The following is a 17,096-nucleotide window of genomic DNA, read 5'->3' as shown; positions in this document are numbered from 1 at the left end:
AGCGCCCGGCAGTATGGTTCCGGGGCTGAGCTTTGAATTAACAGCGGGGAGTGTGGTCGCAAATGGCGAAAGAGAAAAAACGTGGCTTTTTTTCCTGGCTGGGCTTTGGTCAAAAAGATGACGAGCAAACGGCACAGGCGGAGCAAAAGCCCGATGAACAACTGCCCGTTGCTGATGAGGCCACGCCAGAAGCAGAGCCGCGCAGCGAAGCAGAAACCGACGCGTTTGCTGCTGAAGTCGTTGAGGTAACGGAGCAGGTCGCGGAAAGCACCACACCGGAAGAGGTTGCGGAGCCTGAGCTGGTTGTCGAGCCCGAAGTGGTTATCGAGGTCGAACCGGTCGTTGAGCCTGAAGTGATCATCGAGGTTGAGCCAGTCGTCGAGCCTGAGCCGATCGTGGAACCCGAACCGGTTGCCGTCGTCGAACATGAAGAACTACCGCTGGCGGAAGAGCTGACGCCTGCCACGGTTGAACCCGAAGAGTGGGTTAGCGAACAAGAGCCGTCAGAGCCGGAAGACGCCCCGATTAGTGACGAAGAGCTGGATGCGCTGGCCGCTGAAGCGGCGGAAGAGGCCGTGATCGTGGTGCCGGTTGAGGAAGATGCGGCGCAGGAAGAGGTTGTTCAGGAGCAGGAGAAACCGACCAAAGAAGGTTTCTTCGCGCGTCTCAAACGCAGCCTGCTGAAAACCAAAGAAAATCTCGGTTCCGGATTTATCAGTCTTTTCCGCGGCAAGAAAATCGATGATGATCTGTTTGAAGAGCTGGAAGAACAGCTGCTGATTGCCGATGTGGGCGTCGAAACCACCCGCAAAATCATCGCTAATCTGACCGAAGGCGCGAGCCGCAAGCAGTTACGCGACGCCGAAGCGCTGTATGGCCTGTTAAAAGACGAAATGGGTGAAATCCTCGCAAAAGTGGACGAACCGCTTAATATTGAAGGCAAAACCCCGTTTGTCATTTTGATGGTTGGCGTCAACGGCGTGGGTAAAACCACCACTATCGGCAAACTGGCACGCCAGTTTGAGCAGCAGGGTAAATCGGTGATGCTGGCCGCGGGCGATACCTTCCGTGCCGCCGCGGTTGAGCAGCTTCAGGTATGGGGCCAGCGGAATAATATTCCGGTGGTCGCTCAGCATACCGGTGCCGATTCCGCCTCGGTGATTTTCGATGCGATTCAGGCGGCGAAAGCGCGCCATATTGACGTACTGATTGCCGATACCGCCGGGCGTTTGCAGAACAAAGCGCACCTGATGGAAGAGTTAAAGAAAATTGTCCGCGTGATGAAAAAGCTGGACGTCGACGCGCCGCATGAAGTCATGCTGACGCTGGACGCCAGCACCGGGCAAAATGCGGTAAGCCAGGCCAAACTGTTCCATGAGGCGGTGGGGCTGACCGGGATCACATTGACCAAACTGGACGGCACGGCGAAAGGCGGGGTGATTTTCTCCGTCGCCGATCAGTTCGAAATTCCGATCCGTTACATCGGCGTCGGCGAACGTATAGAGGACTTGCGTCCGTTTAATGCGGGCGATTTTATTGAGGCACTTTTTGCCCGAGAGGATTAACAATGATTCGCTTTGAACACGTCAGCAAAGCCTATCTCGGCGGGAGACAAGCGTTGCAGGGGGTGACTTTTCACCTGCAACAAGGCGAGATGGCCTTCCTGACCGGGCATTCCGGCGCAGGGAAAAGTACGCTGCTTAAGCTGATCTGTGGCATCGAGCGGCCCAGCGCCGGGAAAATTTACTTCAGCGGTCACGACATCAGTCGGCTTAAAAACCGCGAAGTGCCGTTTTTGCGCCGGCAAATCGGGATGATCTTTCAGGATCACCACTTGCTGATGGATCGCACAGTATTCGATAACGTGGCTATTCCGCTGATCATCGCGGGAGCCAGCGGCGATGATATTCGTCGTCGCGTTTCAGCGGCGCTGGATAAAGTCGGACTGCTTGATAAGGCGAGAAACTTTCCTATTCAGCTCTCCGGCGGTGAACAGCAGCGCGTGGGTATCGCCCGTGCGGTGGTGAATAAACCCGCCGTGTTGCTGGCGGATGAACCGACCGGTAACCTGGATGACGCGCTGTCTGAAGGGATCCTGCGCCTGTTTGAAGAGTTTAACCGCGTTGGAGTCACGGTACTGATGGCGACGCACGATATCGGGCTGATTTCGCGTCGTACGTATCCGATGCTGACCCTCAGCGACGGTCATTTGCATGGAGGCTATCACGGTGAATAAACGCGACGCTGTGAATCACATCAGGCAGTTCGGTAATCGCTTCGACCGCTTCCGTAAGCCGCAGGGTGGAGCGGGGGACGGCAATCGCGGTGCGCCAAAACGTAATAAACCCGCGCCAAAAGCTGCCTCGCGCAAGACTAACGTCTTTAACGAGCAGGTGCGTTATGCCTGGCACGGCGCGGTCCAGGATCTTAAAAGCAAGCCGTTTGCGACCTTTCTCACCGTGATGGTGATCGCCATTTCCCTGACGCTGCCAAGCGTCTGCTATATGGTGTACAAGAACGTCAGTGAGGCGGCGGCGCAGTATTATCCTTCTCCGCAAATCACCGTCTACCTGGATAAAGCGCTGGATGACGATGCCGCAGCCCGCGTCGTGGGACAGCTTCAGGCAGAGCAGGGCGTCGATAAGGTCAACTACCTGTCGCGTGAGGAAGCGCTGGGCGAGTTCCGTAACTGGTCAGGCTTTGGCGGCGCGCTGGACATGCTGGAGGAGAATCCGCTTCCTGCTGTGGCAGTAGTGATCCCGAAACTGGACTTCCAGAACACCGACTCGCTTAACACCCTGCGCGACCGCGTCAGCCGCGTGCAGGGCGTAGATGAAGTGCGCATGGACGATAGCTGGTTTGCGCGTCTGGCTTCGCTCACCGGGCTGGTGGGCCGGGTGTCGGCGATGATTGGCATACTGATGATTGCCGCGGTATTCCTGGTCATCGGTAACAGCGTGCGCCTGAGCATCTTTGCGCGCCGCGACAGCATTAACGTACAAAAGCTGATCGGTGCGACGGACGGTTTCATTCTGCGCCCGTTCCTCTACGGCGGCGCGGTACTCGGCTTCTCCGGCGCGTTACTGTCGTTGATCCTCTCAGAAATTTTAGTCATGCGCTTATCCTCAGCGGTGACCGAAGTGGCGAAAGTGTTCGGCACCCAGTTTTCGCTCAGCGGCCTCTCTTTTGATGAGTGCCTGTTGCTGCTGCTGGTGTGTTCGATGATTGGCTGGGTAGCCGCCTGGCTGGCTACAGTGCAACATTTACGTCACTTTACGCCTGACTAAAAAATTTCTGATATACTCTTCCCCTGCAATGCAATATTCCCTGTGCAGGGGAAGCGTAGCCGACCATTCCCGTCTTCCCTTGCCTGACTCTTTCAGCGATATGTCACATTTTGTGCGTAATCTATTCACACGGTTGCATTGAACTTGTGGATAAAATCACGGTCTGATAAAAGAGTGGATGATATTCTCGTTGCTCATACGCACTGGCACGTTTGTTGCTGTACCCCAGAACAAGCCGCTGCCGGTAAGCTGTAAATTGAGAGGATTTGAATGACCAAAGAAATGCAAACTTTAGCTTTAGCCCCTGTTGGTAACCTGGAGTCATACATCCGGGCTGCGAACGCATGGCCGATGTTGACGGCCGATGAAGAGCGGGCGCTCGCTGAAAAGCTGCATTACCAGGGCGATCTGGAAGCAGCTAAGACGCTGATCCTGTCACACCTGCGCTTTGTTGTTCATATTGCTCGTAACTACTCGGGCTATGGTCTGCCGCAGGCTGACCTGATTCAGGAAGGTAACATCGGCCTGATGAAAGCCGTGCGCCGCTTTAACCCTGAAGTGGGCGTGCGTCTGGTCTCCTTTGCCGTGCACTGGATTAAAGCGGAAATTCACGAATATGTGCTGCGTAACTGGCGTATCGTGAAGGTCGCCACCACTAAAGCACAGCGTAAACTGTTCTTTAACCTGCGTAAAAACAAGCAGCGTCTGGGCTGGTTTAACCAGGATGAAGTGGAAATCGTGGCGCGCGAGCTGGGCGTTACCAGTAAAGACGTGCGTGAGATGGAATCGCGGATGGCGGCGCAGGACATGACCTTTGATATGTCTTCCGACGATGAGTCCGACAGTCAGCCAATGGCACCGGTGCTCTACCTCCAGGATAAAACGTCTAACTTTGCCGATGGCATTGAAGACGACAACTGGGAAGAGCAGGCGGCGAACAAGCTGACCGATGCGATGCAGGGACTCGACGAGCGTAGCCAGGCCATCATTCGCGCCCGCTGGCTGGACGACGATAATAAGTCCACGCTACAGGAACTGGCCGATCGTTACGGCGTCTCTGCGGAACGCGTGCGTCAGCTTGAAAAGAACGCGATGAAGAAACTGCGCGCCGCTATCGAAGCGTGATCCGCGCCATACCCCGATAACCCCTGGACACGTCCGGGGGTTTTTGTTTTCTGCCTCCCCACCATAATCCTTTCCTCTGTCTGACTCCTTACATTCACTGGCGTTAATTCACGCTATGGCAAACAATTAGCTGTGCGCTCTATCCATTTCGGGCTTCTTGTGGCAGGGGGTTATCGTGAGTAATGAATCACTCAATCAGCGACGTTTACAGGCAACGCCGCGCGGCATCGGCGTTATGTGCGGCTTCTACGCCGAACGGGCAGAAAACGCGACGCTGTGGGACAGTGAAGGAAAAGAAGTTATTGATTTTGCAGCCGGTATCGCCGTGCTGAATACCGGACATCGCCATCCTGACGTGGTGGCCGCTATCGAAAAACAGCTTCAGGCGTTCACCCATACCGCCTATCAAATCGTTCCTTACGAAAGCTATATTTCGCTGGCCGAGCGCATTAATGCCCGGGTGCCGATCGATGGCGTGGCGAAAACCGCGTTCTTCACCACCGGGGCTGAGGCGGTAGAAAATGCGGTAAAAATAGCGCGCGCTTATACCCGGCGTCCGGGCATTATCGCCTTTGGCGGCGGCTTTCACGGGCGTACCTCTATGACCCTTGCGCTGACCGGCAAAGTTGCACCCTACAAAATCGGCTTCGGCCCGTTCCCTGGCTCCGTCTTTCATGCGCTTTATCCGAACGAACTACACGGCGTCAGCACGGCGGATGCCCTGAAAAGTCTCGAACGTATTTTCAAAGCCGATATCGGGCCGGATCAAGTGGCCGCTATTATTCTGGAGCCGGTGCAGGGTGAGGGCGGATTTAACATCGCGCCGCCGGACTTTATTCAGGCGTTGCGTGAATTGTGCGACACCCACGGCATTTTGCTGATTGCCGACGAGGTTCAGAGCGGCTTTGCCCGTACCGGCAAACTGTTTGCGATGGAGCATTACGCGCAAAAAGCGGATCTTATTACCATGGCGAAAAGTCTGGCGGGCGGGATGCCGCTCTCTGCTGTTGCCGGGTGCGCTGACGTGATGGATGCGCCCGCGCCGGGCGGTCTGGGCGGAACGTATGCGGGGAATCCGCTGGCGATTGCCGCCGCTCACGCGGTACTGGATGTGATTGATGGAGAGCAGTTGTGCGCCCGCGCCCGTGAACTGGGGGCGCATCTGGTGGAAGTGCTTAATAACGCCCGATCAGAGTGCGCATTCATTGCCGATGTTCGTGCGCAAGGCTCAATGGTCGCGGTTGAGTTCAACGATCCGCAGACCGGTGAACCCTCGCCAGAGTTTACCCGACAGGTGCTGGAAACCGCGCTGAGCGAAGGACTGCTGCTATTAAGCTGCGGCGTCTACGGCAATGTCATCCGTTTTCTTTATCCGCTGACGATCCCGGAAGCGCAGTTCCGCAAGGCGCTGGAGATTATTTATCGTGCGTTAACGCGTTAAATCTGCCGTTTTTCCCCGGTAGCGCTGCGCTTGCCGGGGAATTCCTCCGCCCACTTCTTATTACTGCGACAAATTAGCTATTCCAAAATCATAAAAATGGGGTATGTTTTAGCATAGAATGCTGAAAAGACACGCTCAGCACTCTTACAATCAAAATAATGTGTCGCATAACAACATCACAACACACGTAATAACCGCAATAATGGGGAATCTCAGGATGAAAATGAAGGGTAAAGCGTTACTGGCAGGATGTATCGCGCTGTCGTTAAGCAACATGGCGCTGGCTGAAGACATTAAAGTGGCCGTGGTTGGCGCAATGTCAGGCCCGGTAGCGCAGTATGGCGACCAGGAGTTTACCGGCGCTGAACAGGCCGTCGCCGATATCAACGCCAAAGGCGGCGTGAAAGGCAACAAACTGACCATCGTAAAATATGACGATGCCTGCGACCCGAAACAGGCGGTGGCGGTGGCGAACAAAGTGGTTAACGACGGCATCAAATATGTTATCGGCCACCTGTGCTCATCCTCAACTCAGCCCGCGTCGGATATCTATGAAGACGAAGGCATTCTGATGATCACCCCAGCGGCAACCGCGCCGGAACTGACCGCCCGTGGTTACAAACTGATCCTGCGTACTACCGGTCTGGATTCCGATCAGGGGCCGACCGCCGCGAAATATATCCTTGAGAAAGTGAAGCCGCAGCGTATCGCGATTGTTCACGATAAACAGCAGTACGGCGAAGGTCTGGCGCGCGCGGTTCAGGACAACCTGAAGAAAGGCAACGCGAACGTGGTGTTCTTCGACGGTATCACCGCGGGCGAGAAAGATTTCTCCACCCTGGTGGCGCGTCTGAAGAAAGAAAACATTGATTTCGTCTACTACGGCGGTTATCACCCGGAAATGGGTCAGATCCTGCGCCAGGCGCGCGCGGCGGGTCTGAAAACGCAGTTTATGGGACCGGAAGGGGTAGCGAATGTCTCGCTGTCTAACATCGCCGGTGATTCTGCCGAAGGGATGCTGGTGACCAAGCCGAAGAACTACGATCAGGTTCCGGCGAACAAACCGATTGTGGATGCCATTAAAGCGAAGAAACAAGATCCGAGCGGCGCATTCGTGTGGACCACCTACGCGGCGCTGCAATCTCTCCAGGCCGGTCTGAACCAGTCTGACGAGCCGGAAGAAATCGCTAAATACCTGAAGGCGAATAAAGTCGAGACGGTGATGGGGCCGCTGTCCTGGGATGAGAAAGGCGACCTGAAAGGCTTTGAGTTCGGCGTCTTCGACTGGCACGCCAACGGTACGGCGACCGACGCGAAGTAATGATTTTGCTTAACCCTCTCCGTTAAGGGGAGGGTATTCCGTTGGTAACTCTTCTGCCTCCATGTTGAATAATACGCTTACTGGCATTACCGCATGTACGGATTAATATTGTACATATTGAGAGGAACTATGCCTTTGTTAAAGAAGCAGCGCAGCGGGTCTGAACGTGCTGCACAGGTGATTGATCAACATCGTCGGATGGCCCTGAATGATGAATCGTGGGCGCGTGTGATGGATGCACTCAGCAGCTCGCCTGCACCCAATGAAAAACTGAAAAAAGCAGCCGGGCGTCTACAAAGCGTGGACGATTTCATTATTGCGCTTTTTGTGACGCGACAGAATATAACCTTAACGGATTTGATTGCGGCGAATTGAAACGTAACCGGCATCACGCTCGGACGTCTGACCATAGACAAAACGCTCTCCTCTTCGACATGATAAAACAGCGATGGCCCTGTTGAATTTATATTTCTCTTGTGGGGTAAACCTTAGAAAGGTTCAGCCTGTAGGCGTAGCGACTGCTAAGTTCATTTGCTATTTTTTCAGCTATCCGGTCAGGCTTTTCCATTGAAAATATTTGCAGATCGCCCATCTCTATATATTCATGAAACCGTTGGCTGAATTTTTCTTCTTCTTTTTCTTTAAATAAAGACAAACCTCGATTAAGTTGGCGGTCTAAAATACAATTCAATGCTTCATCATAATTTGGCGAGGGCATTATCAACACAGAAATTCCATTTTCTCTTACTACTCTTTTGTTATCATTTACTATATCCGCACGAATGTCGGTGGATAAAAATCCTGAAGAAAGAATAAATAATGCGCTATGACCAGAGTACTCAATAAGTAATTTATTTAATAATGCGGAGTTCTGTTCAATATAGGATTCATAGCCATTAAGGGCTATATACTCTCTGATATTCATTATCCTTTCACAGAACTCATCATCGAGATCTATCGCAGTATATCCGAGTATGCCAGACAGAGTTTTGCCAACGCTACTTTTACCTGCGCCTCCGGGTCCTATTAGAAAAATGTGATCTTTCATATACCCCACATTGTCATTACATCCAGCATTTAAAATAACACTCCCGGAGTCAGATATTTTTAATTAAGAGCTATATGAGAACATCAATTTTGTTGTGTAAGCGTGAAGTGGGTCGCATAATTTATTCAGTAACAACCAGGTCGTGAGTCATAGTTTTCATTGCCCTCATAATATAGTGATCGCGATGGGGCATAAACGCATCGCGAAAACCCACCAGCGTTTCGGCAAACAGCCATTGCCTGGGACATGATGTCGGCTGTCAGAACAGCAAAGAGATTCACCTGCTCCGGTTTACCAGCCACCGCCACCGCCCCCACCTGATCCGCCGCCGGACGATCCTCCGCCTGACGATCCTGAACCGCTGGAACCAGAATCTGACGATCCGCCTCCTGTACTGCTGGATTTCTCTTCAGATGCGCTATGGCACGCCTGACTAAAGTGATGCACGTTCCCCCAGTCTGCGTTTTCAAAGACCTCTGATATCGCACCAGTGCTGGCCAGATAGTTTGCAAAGGTGTTCGCCCAGGTTTTGCCTGTGTCCAGCGCCAGGGCGACCGGTAGCAGGCTTTCAAAGTGAGCGATCATCTGCTCGGGTGGATAGAGCACCTGATAACGATGCTTTTCCGCCGTTTTGAGATAGCGCTTCAGACCTTTGGCAACGGCTAACTCATTCAGCCCGCGCTGTGTATAGCGGGGCGTTTTCCAGCCAATAATTGTGCACAGCACGATGGCAGCCAGCCATGCGCCGATGTATCCGGCAGGAAGCTGGGTGATGGGCGATGCGCCAGTTATAAAGGCTCCGGCACCAAAAGTGGCAAAAGGACCAAAGATAAGCGCCAGAAAGACAGGAACGCCGCCCCAGGTGCGTAACGTTTTCAGTGGGTTACATAAAAATTTCACTAAAAAAATCACTAGTGGGAGGCCGATGAGTAAAAATAACAGGCCCGGTACAGCAAGCACGGCGGCCAGAGGCGAAAACCAGACGCCGCACACCACCGGTATCAGCAGCGCAATAGAGATGCAATACAGCAGCGGCTTGCTCCACGGACGGAAGAGGTGCATATGCTGCTCTTCATGATGTTTTGTTAGCCATTTGCGGGCTTTTATTAGTGGGCGCTGATGGACTTTATTGAGATCGATATTCTTCCGCCTGCCGCTAAAAATCATCTCTGACAGCTTTTTATCATCAGCATTTAATCGCGGATTCTCTTCGTCAGGCAGGCGGGAAAACCACAGTTCATCAACAGAAGAGGAAGACCATTTTTTCCCGGATTTGCTCTTTTTCGTCAGCTTTGCAGCCCGTTTGGCAACCAGTCCCAGCAGATCGCTGCTGAACCCCACATCGTCATACTTACGTTGGGTGAGATAACGCAGATAACCCGGCGACATTGTTTCCGGCAGGGCGAACAGCGGTATCACCGGCGGCATTTTCAGACCCGTCGCGGTGATGTTTTTGCGCCACCAGTACCCATAGTAAAACACCATAAGCAGTAGCGGGATCCAGATCACGCTGGTTTCAGGCGTAGGTAACAGCAGATGTATCAGCGGCTGAACGGCCTTTGGTGCAGGCGCGCTGGCAAGAATATCACGAGGCCACGTATAGACGACGGTCAGCCCTTCACCCTCCGCCAGAGCTCGTGACGTTAGTACGTCGCCATCGGGGAAAATCAGGGCGTTGTGATCTTTTTCTCCGCGCGCGCCGGTATAGACATCAATGGAGCGCAGCCGGGCGTCTTTACCCTCCGCATTCAGGTGGCTGGCGGCGTCAGGAAGCTCCAGATGAAAGCTGGCTTTACTGACCGGCCACGCCCAGTCGTTACCGGTGACGTTCCAGTAAAGTTCATCCCAGCCGGGAAAACGGCTGAAATGGTTGCTGACCTGATAGCGGATCTCATAGTTATAGATCCCCGGCTTAAGGACGCGTTCGGCGTTGCCAATACGGACGGTCAGCGTCTTCGCAGACGGGTCTGTGCTGTAGGGTTCTGCGACGCCATTCAGTAATACCGACTTAATCGCATAGTTAACGGTAAAAATTTTGCCGTCCTGGCGGTTCCATGTCAGGGGCAGCGTACGAAATATGCCGCGTCGGATCGTTTTCCCCAGCGCGAGCACTTTAATATTTTCCTGCATCTCCATGCTGCCATCAGGGTTAAAGCGCGCCCGTGAATCGAATGACAGAATGTGCTCATAGGCGGGCACCAGGCGGGACTTTTGCAAAGAAAGCGGTGGCGCGTTGTTAATGCTTTCACTTATGGCCGTGACAGGGAGCAGGCCAATAAACAGCACTAATAGCCATCCTGAAACGCGCAGTATCCGTGTAAACAACTCAGGCATGCCTCACTCCATCCGGGGCAGTTTAGCTTCTTCAGGATCGTCAAGTTCGAAGAAGTCTTCCGTTTTAAAATGAAACAGGCGAGCCAGCAGCAGGCTGGGGAACGATTCGACCAGAATGTTATAGTCGCGTACGGTGCCGTTGAAATAGCGGCGGGCAAGCTGGAGATGTTCTTCTATTTCGGCAAGCGCCTGTTGTAAGGAGAGAAAGTTTTCGCTGGCTTTGAGTTCTGGCCAGGCTTCTGCGAGGGCGAATATCCGGCCCAGCGTTTTTGAATAGCGCTGTTCGTTGTCGGCAATCTGCCGTGGAGAGCCGACCAGTTCGCCACGCTGGCGCGCTATCTCCTCCAGCAGCGTTTTTTCATGCTCAGCATAACGTTTGACCAGATTAAACAGGTTGGGGGCGAGCTCATGTCGACGCTTAAGCTGCACGGCTATACCGCTCCATGCCTCGTCTTTGTAGCGACGCAGGGTGATAAAGCGGTTATAGAGAATGATCATCCAGACCAGCACCACGGCAATGACGGCGAGCCCGATATAAATTTCCATGTATTGAGTCCTTGTCCAGCGCCTGACCCATCAGGCGGGTTATTCGCTGTCAAAGATTATATCGTCGGCGGCGAGAAAATGTCCGCTGGATGTACCTGTGAATTTTAATAGGTAGATATAGCGGATTGCAGGACCGCAAATACGCTCCGCCCAACAGCGGCGGGCGGCACTTGCGCAAGATCTTTGCCTGGTGTTCCTTATGCTCAAGCAGTATCTGGATGAGCCGGGTTCTGGAAAAAGATCGCAAACTCCGGCAGCGTCGAAAGGTGAACTACCGCTTCTCCCAGCCGTTCGCCTGCGCGGTAAAGCCCAGCGCCTGCATAAACGCCGCCATCACGCCCCGGTCTTCCACGCCGACATCTGCCATCCACCATGAGGCGATGTCAGGGTTATCGCGCACAATCTCTTCCACCAGATACTGACCTACGCCGCGACGGCGGGTCACTTCGCGCACGCGCAGGGAATCCAGTGCACCTTCGGTACCGCTTAACGTTACGCGGACTGCGCCAAGCAGACGCTCATTAAAGCGCGCCGCGTAGAGACGATGAGTATCATCAACGCGTAGCGAAGAGGGTGAATACTCCGGCCAGATTTTACCCAAATCGACATAATCCTGAGCGCTCAGTGTTTCCAGGCGGATGATAGTCAGTTTCATTAGCGGCATATCCAAAGCAAAAAAGTATGACGATTTTACTCATTTTCCTCAGGCATACGCTTTCTCTTTTTTGAAGCATTTATCAGGTGATTAATTTTTGACAAGACCAAAGCGCAGCGTGAAACAGTAAGGATCGAAAAATAAGCAGAATTTTAACCTGACAGGTAGCATTTTATTCCGCGTATTGTCCCGTTATTTTATGCTGCGATGCGGACTTTTTTTGTTTATCTCCGCCCTAATACAGAATATTATCTCTGCTTAATCGACTGAAATATAGAGATTTTAGTCTGGATTGCGCCAGAAAACAGTGCTAAACCATTAAAGATGCTGGTAAAAGTAGCGTTGTTTACAAAAAGTACAGAATGCTTTTTAACCATAAAAAAACAAAATATTTACATCATCACGAACGGGGATTCAGAAGTATGAAAAGGAATGCAAAAACACTTATTGCAGGCATCATTGCGCTGGCGTGCTCACACACCGCGATGGCGGATGACATTAAAGTCGCCGTCGTCGGCGCGATGTCCGGTCCGGTAGCCCAGTGGGGCGATATGGAGTTCAACGGTGCACGCCAGGCGATTAAAGACATTAATGCTAAAGGCGGCGTAAAGGGCAACAAGCTGGTCGGCGTGGAATATGACGATGCCTGCGATCCAAAACAGGCGGTGGCCGTCGCCAACAAAATCGTTAATGACGGCATCCAGTATGTTATCGGTCATCTCTGCTCCTCCTCAACGCAGCCTGCCTCTGATATCTATGAAGATGAAGGCATTCTGATGATCACGCCGGGAGCAACTAACCCTGAACTGACCCAGCGAGGCTATCAGTACATCATGCGTACCGCCGGGCTGGATTCGTCGCAGGGGCCGACCGCTGCAAAATATATTCTGGAAACGGTGAAGCCGCAACGTATCGCCATTATTCACGACAAGCAGCAGTATGGCGAAGGGCTGGCGCGTTCGGTGCAGGATGGCCTGAAAAAAGGCAATGCCAATATTGTCTTCTTTGATGGCATCACCGCCGGGGAAAAAGATTTCTCCGCGCTGATCGCCCGCCTGAAGAAAGAGAATATCGATTTCGTGTATTACGGCGGCTACTACCCGGAGATGGGGCAGATGCTGCGCCAGGCGCGTTCCGTCGGCCTGAAAACGCAGTTTATGGGACCGGAAGGTGTGGGTAACGCCTCGCTTTCCAACATCGCCGGCGATGCGGCGGAAGGGATGCTGGTCACAATGCCAAAACGTTATGACCAGGATCCCGCAAACAAGGGTATCGTTGATGCGCTGACGGCGGAGAAAAAAGATCCGAGCGGACCTTACGTCTGGATCACCTACGCTGCCGTGCAGTCGCTGGCAACGGCAATGGATCGCAGCGGCAGTCAGGAACCGCTGGATTTAGTGAAAGATTTGAAAGCGCACGGGGCAAATACCGTGATTGGGCCGCTGAACTGGGATGAAAAAGGCGATCTGAAGGGATTTGAGTTTGGTGTCTTCCAGTGGCACGCCGATGGGTCTTCCACGGCAGCCAAATAATAGTCCCGCCGCCTGGCTCCGTCCGGGCGGGTTGAGAAAGGTTATTTTATGTCCGAGCAGTTTCTCTATTTCTTGCAGCAGATGTTTAACGGCGTCACGCTGGGAAGCACCTACGCGCTGATCGCCATCGGCTATACGATGGTTTACGGCATTATCGGCATGATCAACTTCGCCCACGGCGAGGTTTACATGATTGGTAGCTACGTCTCCTTCATGATCATCGCCGCGCTGATGATGATGGGTATTGATACCGGCTGGCTGCTGGTGGCCGCCGGGTTCATCGGGGCCATTGTGATTGCCAGCGCCTACGGCTGGAGCATCGAACGGGTGGCCTACCGCCCGGTGCGCAGCTCCAAGCGCCTGATTGCGCTGATCTCCGCCATCGGGATGTCGATCTTCCTGCAAAACTACGTCAGCCTGACCGAAGGCTCGCGCGATGTGGCGCTGCCCAGCCTGTTTAACGGCCAGTGGACCGTCGGCAGCAGCGAAAACTTCTCTGCCTCCATTACCACCATGCAACTGGTGATTTGGATTGTGACCTTCGTGGCAATGCTGGCGCTGACGATTTTCATCCGCTATTCGCGGATGGGACGTGCCTGTCGTGCCTGTGCGGAAGACCTGAAAATGGCAAGCCTGCTGGGCATTAATACCGACCGGGTGATTGCGCTGACCTTCGTTATCGGCGCGGCAATGGCGGCGGTAGCGGGTGTGCTGCTCGGACAGTTCTACGGCGTGATTAACCCTTACATCGGTTTTATGGCCGGGATGAAAGCCTTTACCGCCGCAGTGCTCGGTGGCATCGGCAGCATTCCGGGGGCGATGATCGGCGGCCTGATTCTGGGCGTGGCCGAAGCGCTTTCCTCCGCCTACCTGAGTACGGAATATAAAGATGTGGTGTCGTTTGCTCTGCTGATTCTGGTGCTGCTGGTTATGCCAACCGGTATCCTGGGCCGCCCGGAGGTAGAGAAAGTATGAAACCGATGCATTTTGCGATGGCGCTGCTTTCTGCCGCGATGTTCTTCGTGCTCGCCGGCGTCTTTATGGGCGTTCAACTGGAGCTGAACGGGACGAAACTGGTGGTTGATACGGCGGCGGACATCCGCTGGCAGTGGATTTTTATCGGTACGGCGGTGGTGTTTTTCTTCCAGATGCTGCGCCCGGTGGTCCAGAAGTCGCTGAAAAGCGTCTCGGGGCCGAAGTTTGTCCTGCCAGCGATTGATGGCTCAACGGTTAAGCAAAAGTTGTTTCTCCTGGCGCTGCTGGTGATTGCCGTGGCATGGCCGTTTATGGTCTCACGCGGGACGGTGGATATCGCCACCCTGACTATGATCTACATTATTCTCGGCCTGGGGCTGAACGTGGTGGTCGGGCTGTCTGGCCTGCTGGTACTTGGCTACGGCGGTTTCTATGCCATCGGTGCCTACACTTTCGCGTTGCTGAATCACTATTACGGTCTCGGCTTCTGGACCTGCCTGCCGCTGGCCGGGCTGGTGTCGGCGGCGGCGGGCTTCCTGCTCGGCTTCCCGGTATTGCGCCTGCGCGGCGACTACCTGGCAATCGTGACCCTGGGGTTCGGTGAAATCGTCCGTATCCTGCTGCTTAATAATACCGAAGTCACTGGTGGCCCGAACGGTATCAGTCAGATCCCGAAACCGACGCTGTTTGGTCTGGAGTTCAGCCGCAGCGCGCGCGAGGGTGGCTGGGATACCTTCAGCAACTTTTTTGGCGTGAAATACGATCCATCTGACCGGGTGATCTTCCTTTATCTGGTGGCGCTGCTGCTGGTGGTGTTCTCGCTGTTCGTGATTAACCGTCTGCTGCGGATGCCGCTGGGCCGCGCGTGGGAAGCGCTGCGCGAAGACGAAATCGCCTGCCGCTCGCTGGGCCTGAACCCGACGCGTATTAAGCTGACGGCTTTTACCATCAGCGCCGCGTTCGCAGGCTTTGCCGGTACGCTGTTTGCTGCACGCCAGGGATTCGTCAGCCCGGAATCGTTTACCTTCGCCGAGTCGGCCTTTGTACTGGCGATTGTGGTACTGGGCGGCATGGGATCGCAATTTGCGGTGATCCTGGCGGCGGTCCTGTTGGTGGTATCGCGCGAATTGATGCGTGATTTTAACGAATACAGCATGTTGATGCTGGGTGGTTTGATGGTTCTGATGATGATCTGGCGTCCGCAGGGGCTTCTGCCGATGACCCGTCCGCAGCTAAAACTGAAAAACGGTCAGGCGAAAGGAGAGCAGGCATGAGTCAGCCATTATTATCCGTTAACGGCCTGATGATGCGTTTTGGCGGCCTGCTGGCGGTCAATAACGTCTCGCTGGAACTGCATCCACAGGAGATCGTCTCGCTTATCGGCCCCAATGGCGCAGGGAAAACGACGGTCTTTAACTGTCTGACGGGGTTCTATAAACCGACCGGCGGCACCATTATGCTGCGCGATCAGCATCTGGAAGGGCTGCCGGGCCAGCAAATTGCGCGGATGGGCGTGGTACGAACTTTCCAGCATGTGCGTCTGTTCCGTGAGATGACGGTGATTGAAAACCTGCTGGTGGCGCAGCATCAGCAACTGAAAAGCGGCGTCTTCTCCGGCCTGCTGAAAACGCCGTCCTTCCGTCGCGCCCAGAGCGAGGCGCTGGATCGTGCGGCGACCTGGCTGGAGCGTATTGGTTTGTTAGCACACGCCAACCGCCAGGCCAGCAACCTGGCGTATGGCGATCAGCGTCGTCTGGAGATCGCCCGTTGCATGGTCACGCAGCCGGAGATCCTGATGCTGGATGAACCGGCGGCGGGTCTGAACCCGAAAGAGACCAAAGAACTGGACGAGCTAATCGTGGAGTTACGCAGTCACCACAACACCACCATCCTGCTGATTGAGCATGATATGAAGCTGGTGATGGGCATCTCCGACCGCATTTATGTCGTCAATCAGGGCACGCCGCTGGCCAGTGGCACGCCGGAGCAAATTCGTAATAACCCGGACGTGATCCGCGCTTACCTGGGTGAGGCATAAGATGGAAAAAGAGATGTTGTCCTTCGATAACGTGAGCGCCCACTACGGTAAAATTCAGGCGCTACATGACGTCAGCCTGACGATTAATCAGGGCGAAATCGTCACCCTGATCGGCGCGAACGGCGCGGGAAAAACCACGCTGCTCGGCACCCTGTGCGGCGATCCGCGCGCAACCAGCGGTCGTATTGTGTTTGACGGTAAAGACATTACTGACTGGCAAACGGCGAAAATTATGCGCGAGGCGGTGGCGATTGTCCCGGAAGGGCGTCGCGTCTTTTCGCGTATGACGGTAGAAGAGAACCTGGCGATGGGCGGCTTCTTTGCCGATCGCGACCAGTTCCAGAGTCGTATCAAGTGGGTTTATGAACTGTTCCCGCGCCTGCACGAGCGCCGTATTCAGCGTGCGGGCACCATGTCCGGCGGCGAACAGCAGATGCTGGCGATAGGCCGCGCGCTGATGAGCCAGCCGCGCTTGCTATTGCTGGACGAACCTTCCCTGGGTCTGGCACCGATCATCATCCAGCAGATTTTCGATACCATCGAGCAACTGCGCGAGCAGGGAATGACTATCTTCCTCGTCGAGCAGAACGCCAATCAGGCACTGAAGCTGGCAGACCGCGGCTACGTGCTGGAAAATGGTCACGTGGTGCTGTCCGATACCGGTGACGCCCTGCTGGCGAATGAGGCGGTGAGAAGCGCGTATTTGGGCGGGTAAGTCGTTTTGCCCGGTGGCGCTGCGCTTGCCGGGCTATTTCCCGCCATCTAACTTTCATCAATCCATCATCTCCCCGACG

The 17,096-nt window shown here is 54.2% G+C and carries 15 protein-coding genes and 1 pseudogene; 12 read left to right on the top strand and 4 right to left on the bottom strand.

The window, feature by feature from the left end; translation table 11 throughout:
• The first annotated feature begins 62 nt into the window (after positions 1 to 62).
• From ftsY to INT84_RS24225, 7 genes and pseudogenes are all read left to right on the top strand, one after another.
• Positions 63 to 1,565 (top strand): signal recognition particle-docking protein FtsY, encoded by a 1,503-nt coding sequence (gene ftsY, locus INT84_RS14950; RefSeq protein ID WP_194207419.1) that lies wholly within the window; start codon positions 63 to 65, stop codon positions 1,563 to 1,565.
• Between the two features lie 2 nt (positions 1,566 to 1,567).
• Positions 1,568 to 2,236, top strand: a complete 669-nt coding sequence (ftsE, locus tag INT84_RS14945) for a cell division ATP-binding protein FtsE (protein ID WP_194207418.1) — start codon at positions 1,568 to 1,570, stop codon at positions 2,234 to 2,236.
• Positions 2,229 to 3,287, top strand: coding sequence for a permease-like cell division protein FtsX (gene ftsX / locus INT84_RS14940; RefSeq protein WP_194207417.1), 1,059 nt, complete (start codon positions 2,229 to 2,231; stop codon positions 3,285 to 3,287). The genes ftsE and ftsX overlap by 8 nt, the downstream gene beginning before the upstream one ends.
• Positions 3,288 to 3,557: 270 nt before the next feature.
• Entirely contained in the window at positions 3,558 to 4,412 is an 855-nt protein-coding gene (gene rpoH, locus INT84_RS14935) for an RNA polymerase sigma factor RpoH (RefSeq protein ID WP_176919445.1), read from the top strand.
• A gap of 175 nt (positions 4,413 to 4,587) precedes the next feature.
• Positions 4,588 to 5,853, top strand: coding sequence for a 4-aminobutyrate--2-oxoglutarate transaminase (locus INT84_RS14930; RefSeq protein ID WP_194207416.1), 1,266 nt, complete (start codon positions 4,588 to 4,590; stop codon positions 5,851 to 5,853).
• 217 nt (positions 5,854 to 6,070) lie between these two features.
• Positions 6,071 to 7,174, top strand: a complete 1,104-nt coding sequence (livJ, locus tag INT84_RS14925) for a branched chain amino acid ABC transporter substrate-binding protein LivJ (protein ID WP_103675794.1) — start codon at positions 6,071 to 6,073, stop codon at positions 7,172 to 7,174.
• A gap of 153 nt (positions 7,175 to 7,327) precedes the next feature.
• A pseudogene (locus INT84_RS24225) lies at positions 7,328 to 7,480 on the top strand (DUF1778 domain-containing protein); the annotation flags it as partial.
• Between the two features lie 157 nt (positions 7,481 to 7,637).
• Here the strand turns inward: INT84_RS24225 and INT84_RS14915 are convergent.
• The 4 genes from INT84_RS14915 to panM form a co-directional block, all read right to left on the bottom strand.
• Positions 7,638 to 8,222, bottom strand: coding sequence for a shikimate kinase (locus INT84_RS14915; RefSeq protein ID WP_194207414.1), 585 nt, complete (start codon positions 8,220 to 8,222; stop codon positions 7,638 to 7,640).
• A gap of 291 nt (positions 8,223 to 8,513) precedes the next feature.
• The gene (locus tag INT84_RS14910) at positions 8,514 to 10,556 is read right to left on the bottom strand and encodes a DUF2207 domain-containing protein (RefSeq protein WP_194207413.1); all 2,043 of its coding nucleotides are present in this window, start codon (positions 10,554 to 10,556) and stop codon (positions 8,514 to 8,516) included.
• 3 nt (positions 10,557 to 10,559) lie between these two features.
• Positions 10,560 to 11,102, bottom strand: coding sequence for a LemA family protein (locus INT84_RS14905; RefSeq protein WP_176919437.1), 543 nt, complete (start codon positions 11,100 to 11,102; stop codon positions 10,560 to 10,562).
• Positions 11,103 to 11,373: 271 nt separating this feature from the next.
• Positions 11,374 to 11,757 (bottom strand): aspartate 1-decarboxylase autocleavage activator PanM, encoded by a 384-nt coding sequence (gene panM / locus INT84_RS14900; protein WP_194207412.1) that lies wholly within the window; start codon positions 11,755 to 11,757, stop codon positions 11,374 to 11,376.
• A 422-nt stretch (positions 11,758 to 12,179) separates the two neighbouring features.
• On the opposite strand from panM, the gene livK reads away from it, so the two are divergent.
• From livK to livF, 5 genes are read left to right on the top strand one after another with little or no spacing between them, the layout of a single operon-like run.
• A complete protein-coding gene (gene livK / locus INT84_RS14895; RefSeq protein ID WP_194207411.1) occupies positions 12,180 to 13,289 on the top strand; it encodes a high-affinity branched-chain amino acid ABC transporter substrate-binding protein LivK in 1,110 nt (369 codons plus the stop codon).
• Between the two features lie 48 nt (positions 13,290 to 13,337).
• Positions 13,338 to 14,264 carry a high-affinity branched-chain amino acid ABC transporter permease LivH gene (gene livH, locus INT84_RS14890; protein ID WP_176919434.1) on the top strand — a complete coding sequence of 309 codons (927 nt, stop codon included), beginning with the start codon at positions 13,338 to 13,340 and terminating at the stop codon, positions 14,262 to 14,264.
• A complete protein-coding gene (livM, locus tag INT84_RS14885; RefSeq protein WP_176919433.1) occupies positions 14,261 to 15,538 on the top strand; it encodes a branched chain amino acid ABC transporter permease LivM in 1,278 nt (425 codons plus the stop codon). Before livH ends, livM begins: the two co-directional genes overlap by 4 nt.
• On the top strand, positions 15,535 to 16,302 hold the full coding sequence (livG, locus tag INT84_RS14880) for a high-affinity branched-chain amino acid ABC transporter ATP-binding protein LivG (RefSeq protein WP_194207410.1): 768 nt from the start codon (positions 15,535 to 15,537) through the stop codon (positions 16,300 to 16,302). Before livM ends, livG begins: the two co-directional genes overlap by 4 nt.
• 1 nt (position 16,303) lies before the next feature.
• Positions 16,304 to 17,017 carry a high-affinity branched-chain amino acid ABC transporter ATP-binding protein LivF gene (livF, locus tag INT84_RS14875; RefSeq protein WP_194207409.1) on the top strand — a complete coding sequence of 238 codons (714 nt, stop codon included), beginning with the start codon at positions 16,304 to 16,306 and terminating at the stop codon, positions 17,015 to 17,017.
• Positions 17,018 to 17,096 lie beyond the last annotated feature (79 nt).

Source organism: Superficieibacter sp. 1612_C1 (assembly GCF_015234305.1).
GTDB lineage: Bacteria > Pseudomonadota > Gammaproteobacteria > Enterobacterales > Enterobacteriaceae > Superficieibacter.
This window is presented reverse-complemented; position numbering and strand designations above follow the sequence as displayed.

What these genes read in the sequence shown, in the direction of transcription:
- ftsY (WP_194207419.1), top strand. Translation starts at nt 63, where the DNA reads ATGGCGAAAGAGAAAAAACGTGGCTTTTTTTCCTGGCTGGGCTTTGGT.
- ftsE (WP_194207418.1), top strand. Translation starts at nt 1,568, where the DNA reads ATGATTCGCTTTGAACACGTCAGCAAAGCCTATCTCGGCGGGAGACAA.
- rpoH (WP_176919445.1), top strand. Translation starts at nt 3,558, where the DNA reads ATGACCAAAGAAATGCAAACTTTAGCTTTAGCCCCTGTTGGTAACCTG.
- livJ (WP_103675794.1), top strand. Translation starts at nt 6,071, where the DNA reads ATGAAAATGAAGGGTAAAGCGTTACTGGCAGGATGTATCGCGCTGTCG.
- INT84_RS14915 (WP_194207414.1), bottom strand. Translation starts at nt 8,222, where the DNA reads ATGAAAGATCACATTTTTCTAATAGGACCCGGAGGCGCAGGTAAAAGT.
- INT84_RS14910 (WP_194207413.1), bottom strand. Translation starts at nt 10,556, where the DNA reads ATGCCTGAGTTGTTTACACGGATACTGCGCGTTTCAGGATGGCTATTA.
- INT84_RS14905 (WP_176919437.1), bottom strand. Translation starts at nt 11,102, where the DNA reads ATGGAAATTTATATCGGGCTCGCCGTCATTGCCGTGGTGCTGGTCTGG.
- panM (WP_194207412.1), bottom strand. Translation starts at nt 11,757, where the DNA reads ATGAAACTGACTATCATCCGCCTGGAAACACTGAGCGCTCAGGATTAT.
- livK (WP_194207411.1), top strand. Translation starts at nt 12,180, where the DNA reads ATGAAAAGGAATGCAAAAACACTTATTGCAGGCATCATTGCGCTGGCG.
- livH (WP_176919434.1), top strand. Translation starts at nt 13,338, where the DNA reads ATGTCCGAGCAGTTTCTCTATTTCTTGCAGCAGATGTTTAACGGCGTC.
- livM (WP_176919433.1), top strand. Translation starts at nt 14,261, where the DNA reads ATGAAACCGATGCATTTTGCGATGGCGCTGCTTTCTGCCGCGATGTTC.
- livG (WP_194207410.1), top strand. Translation starts at nt 15,535, where the DNA reads ATGAGTCAGCCATTATTATCCGTTAACGGCCTGATGATGCGTTTTGGC.
- livF (WP_194207409.1), top strand. Translation starts at nt 16,304, where the DNA reads ATGGAAAAAGAGATGTTGTCCTTCGATAACGTGAGCGCCCACTACGGT.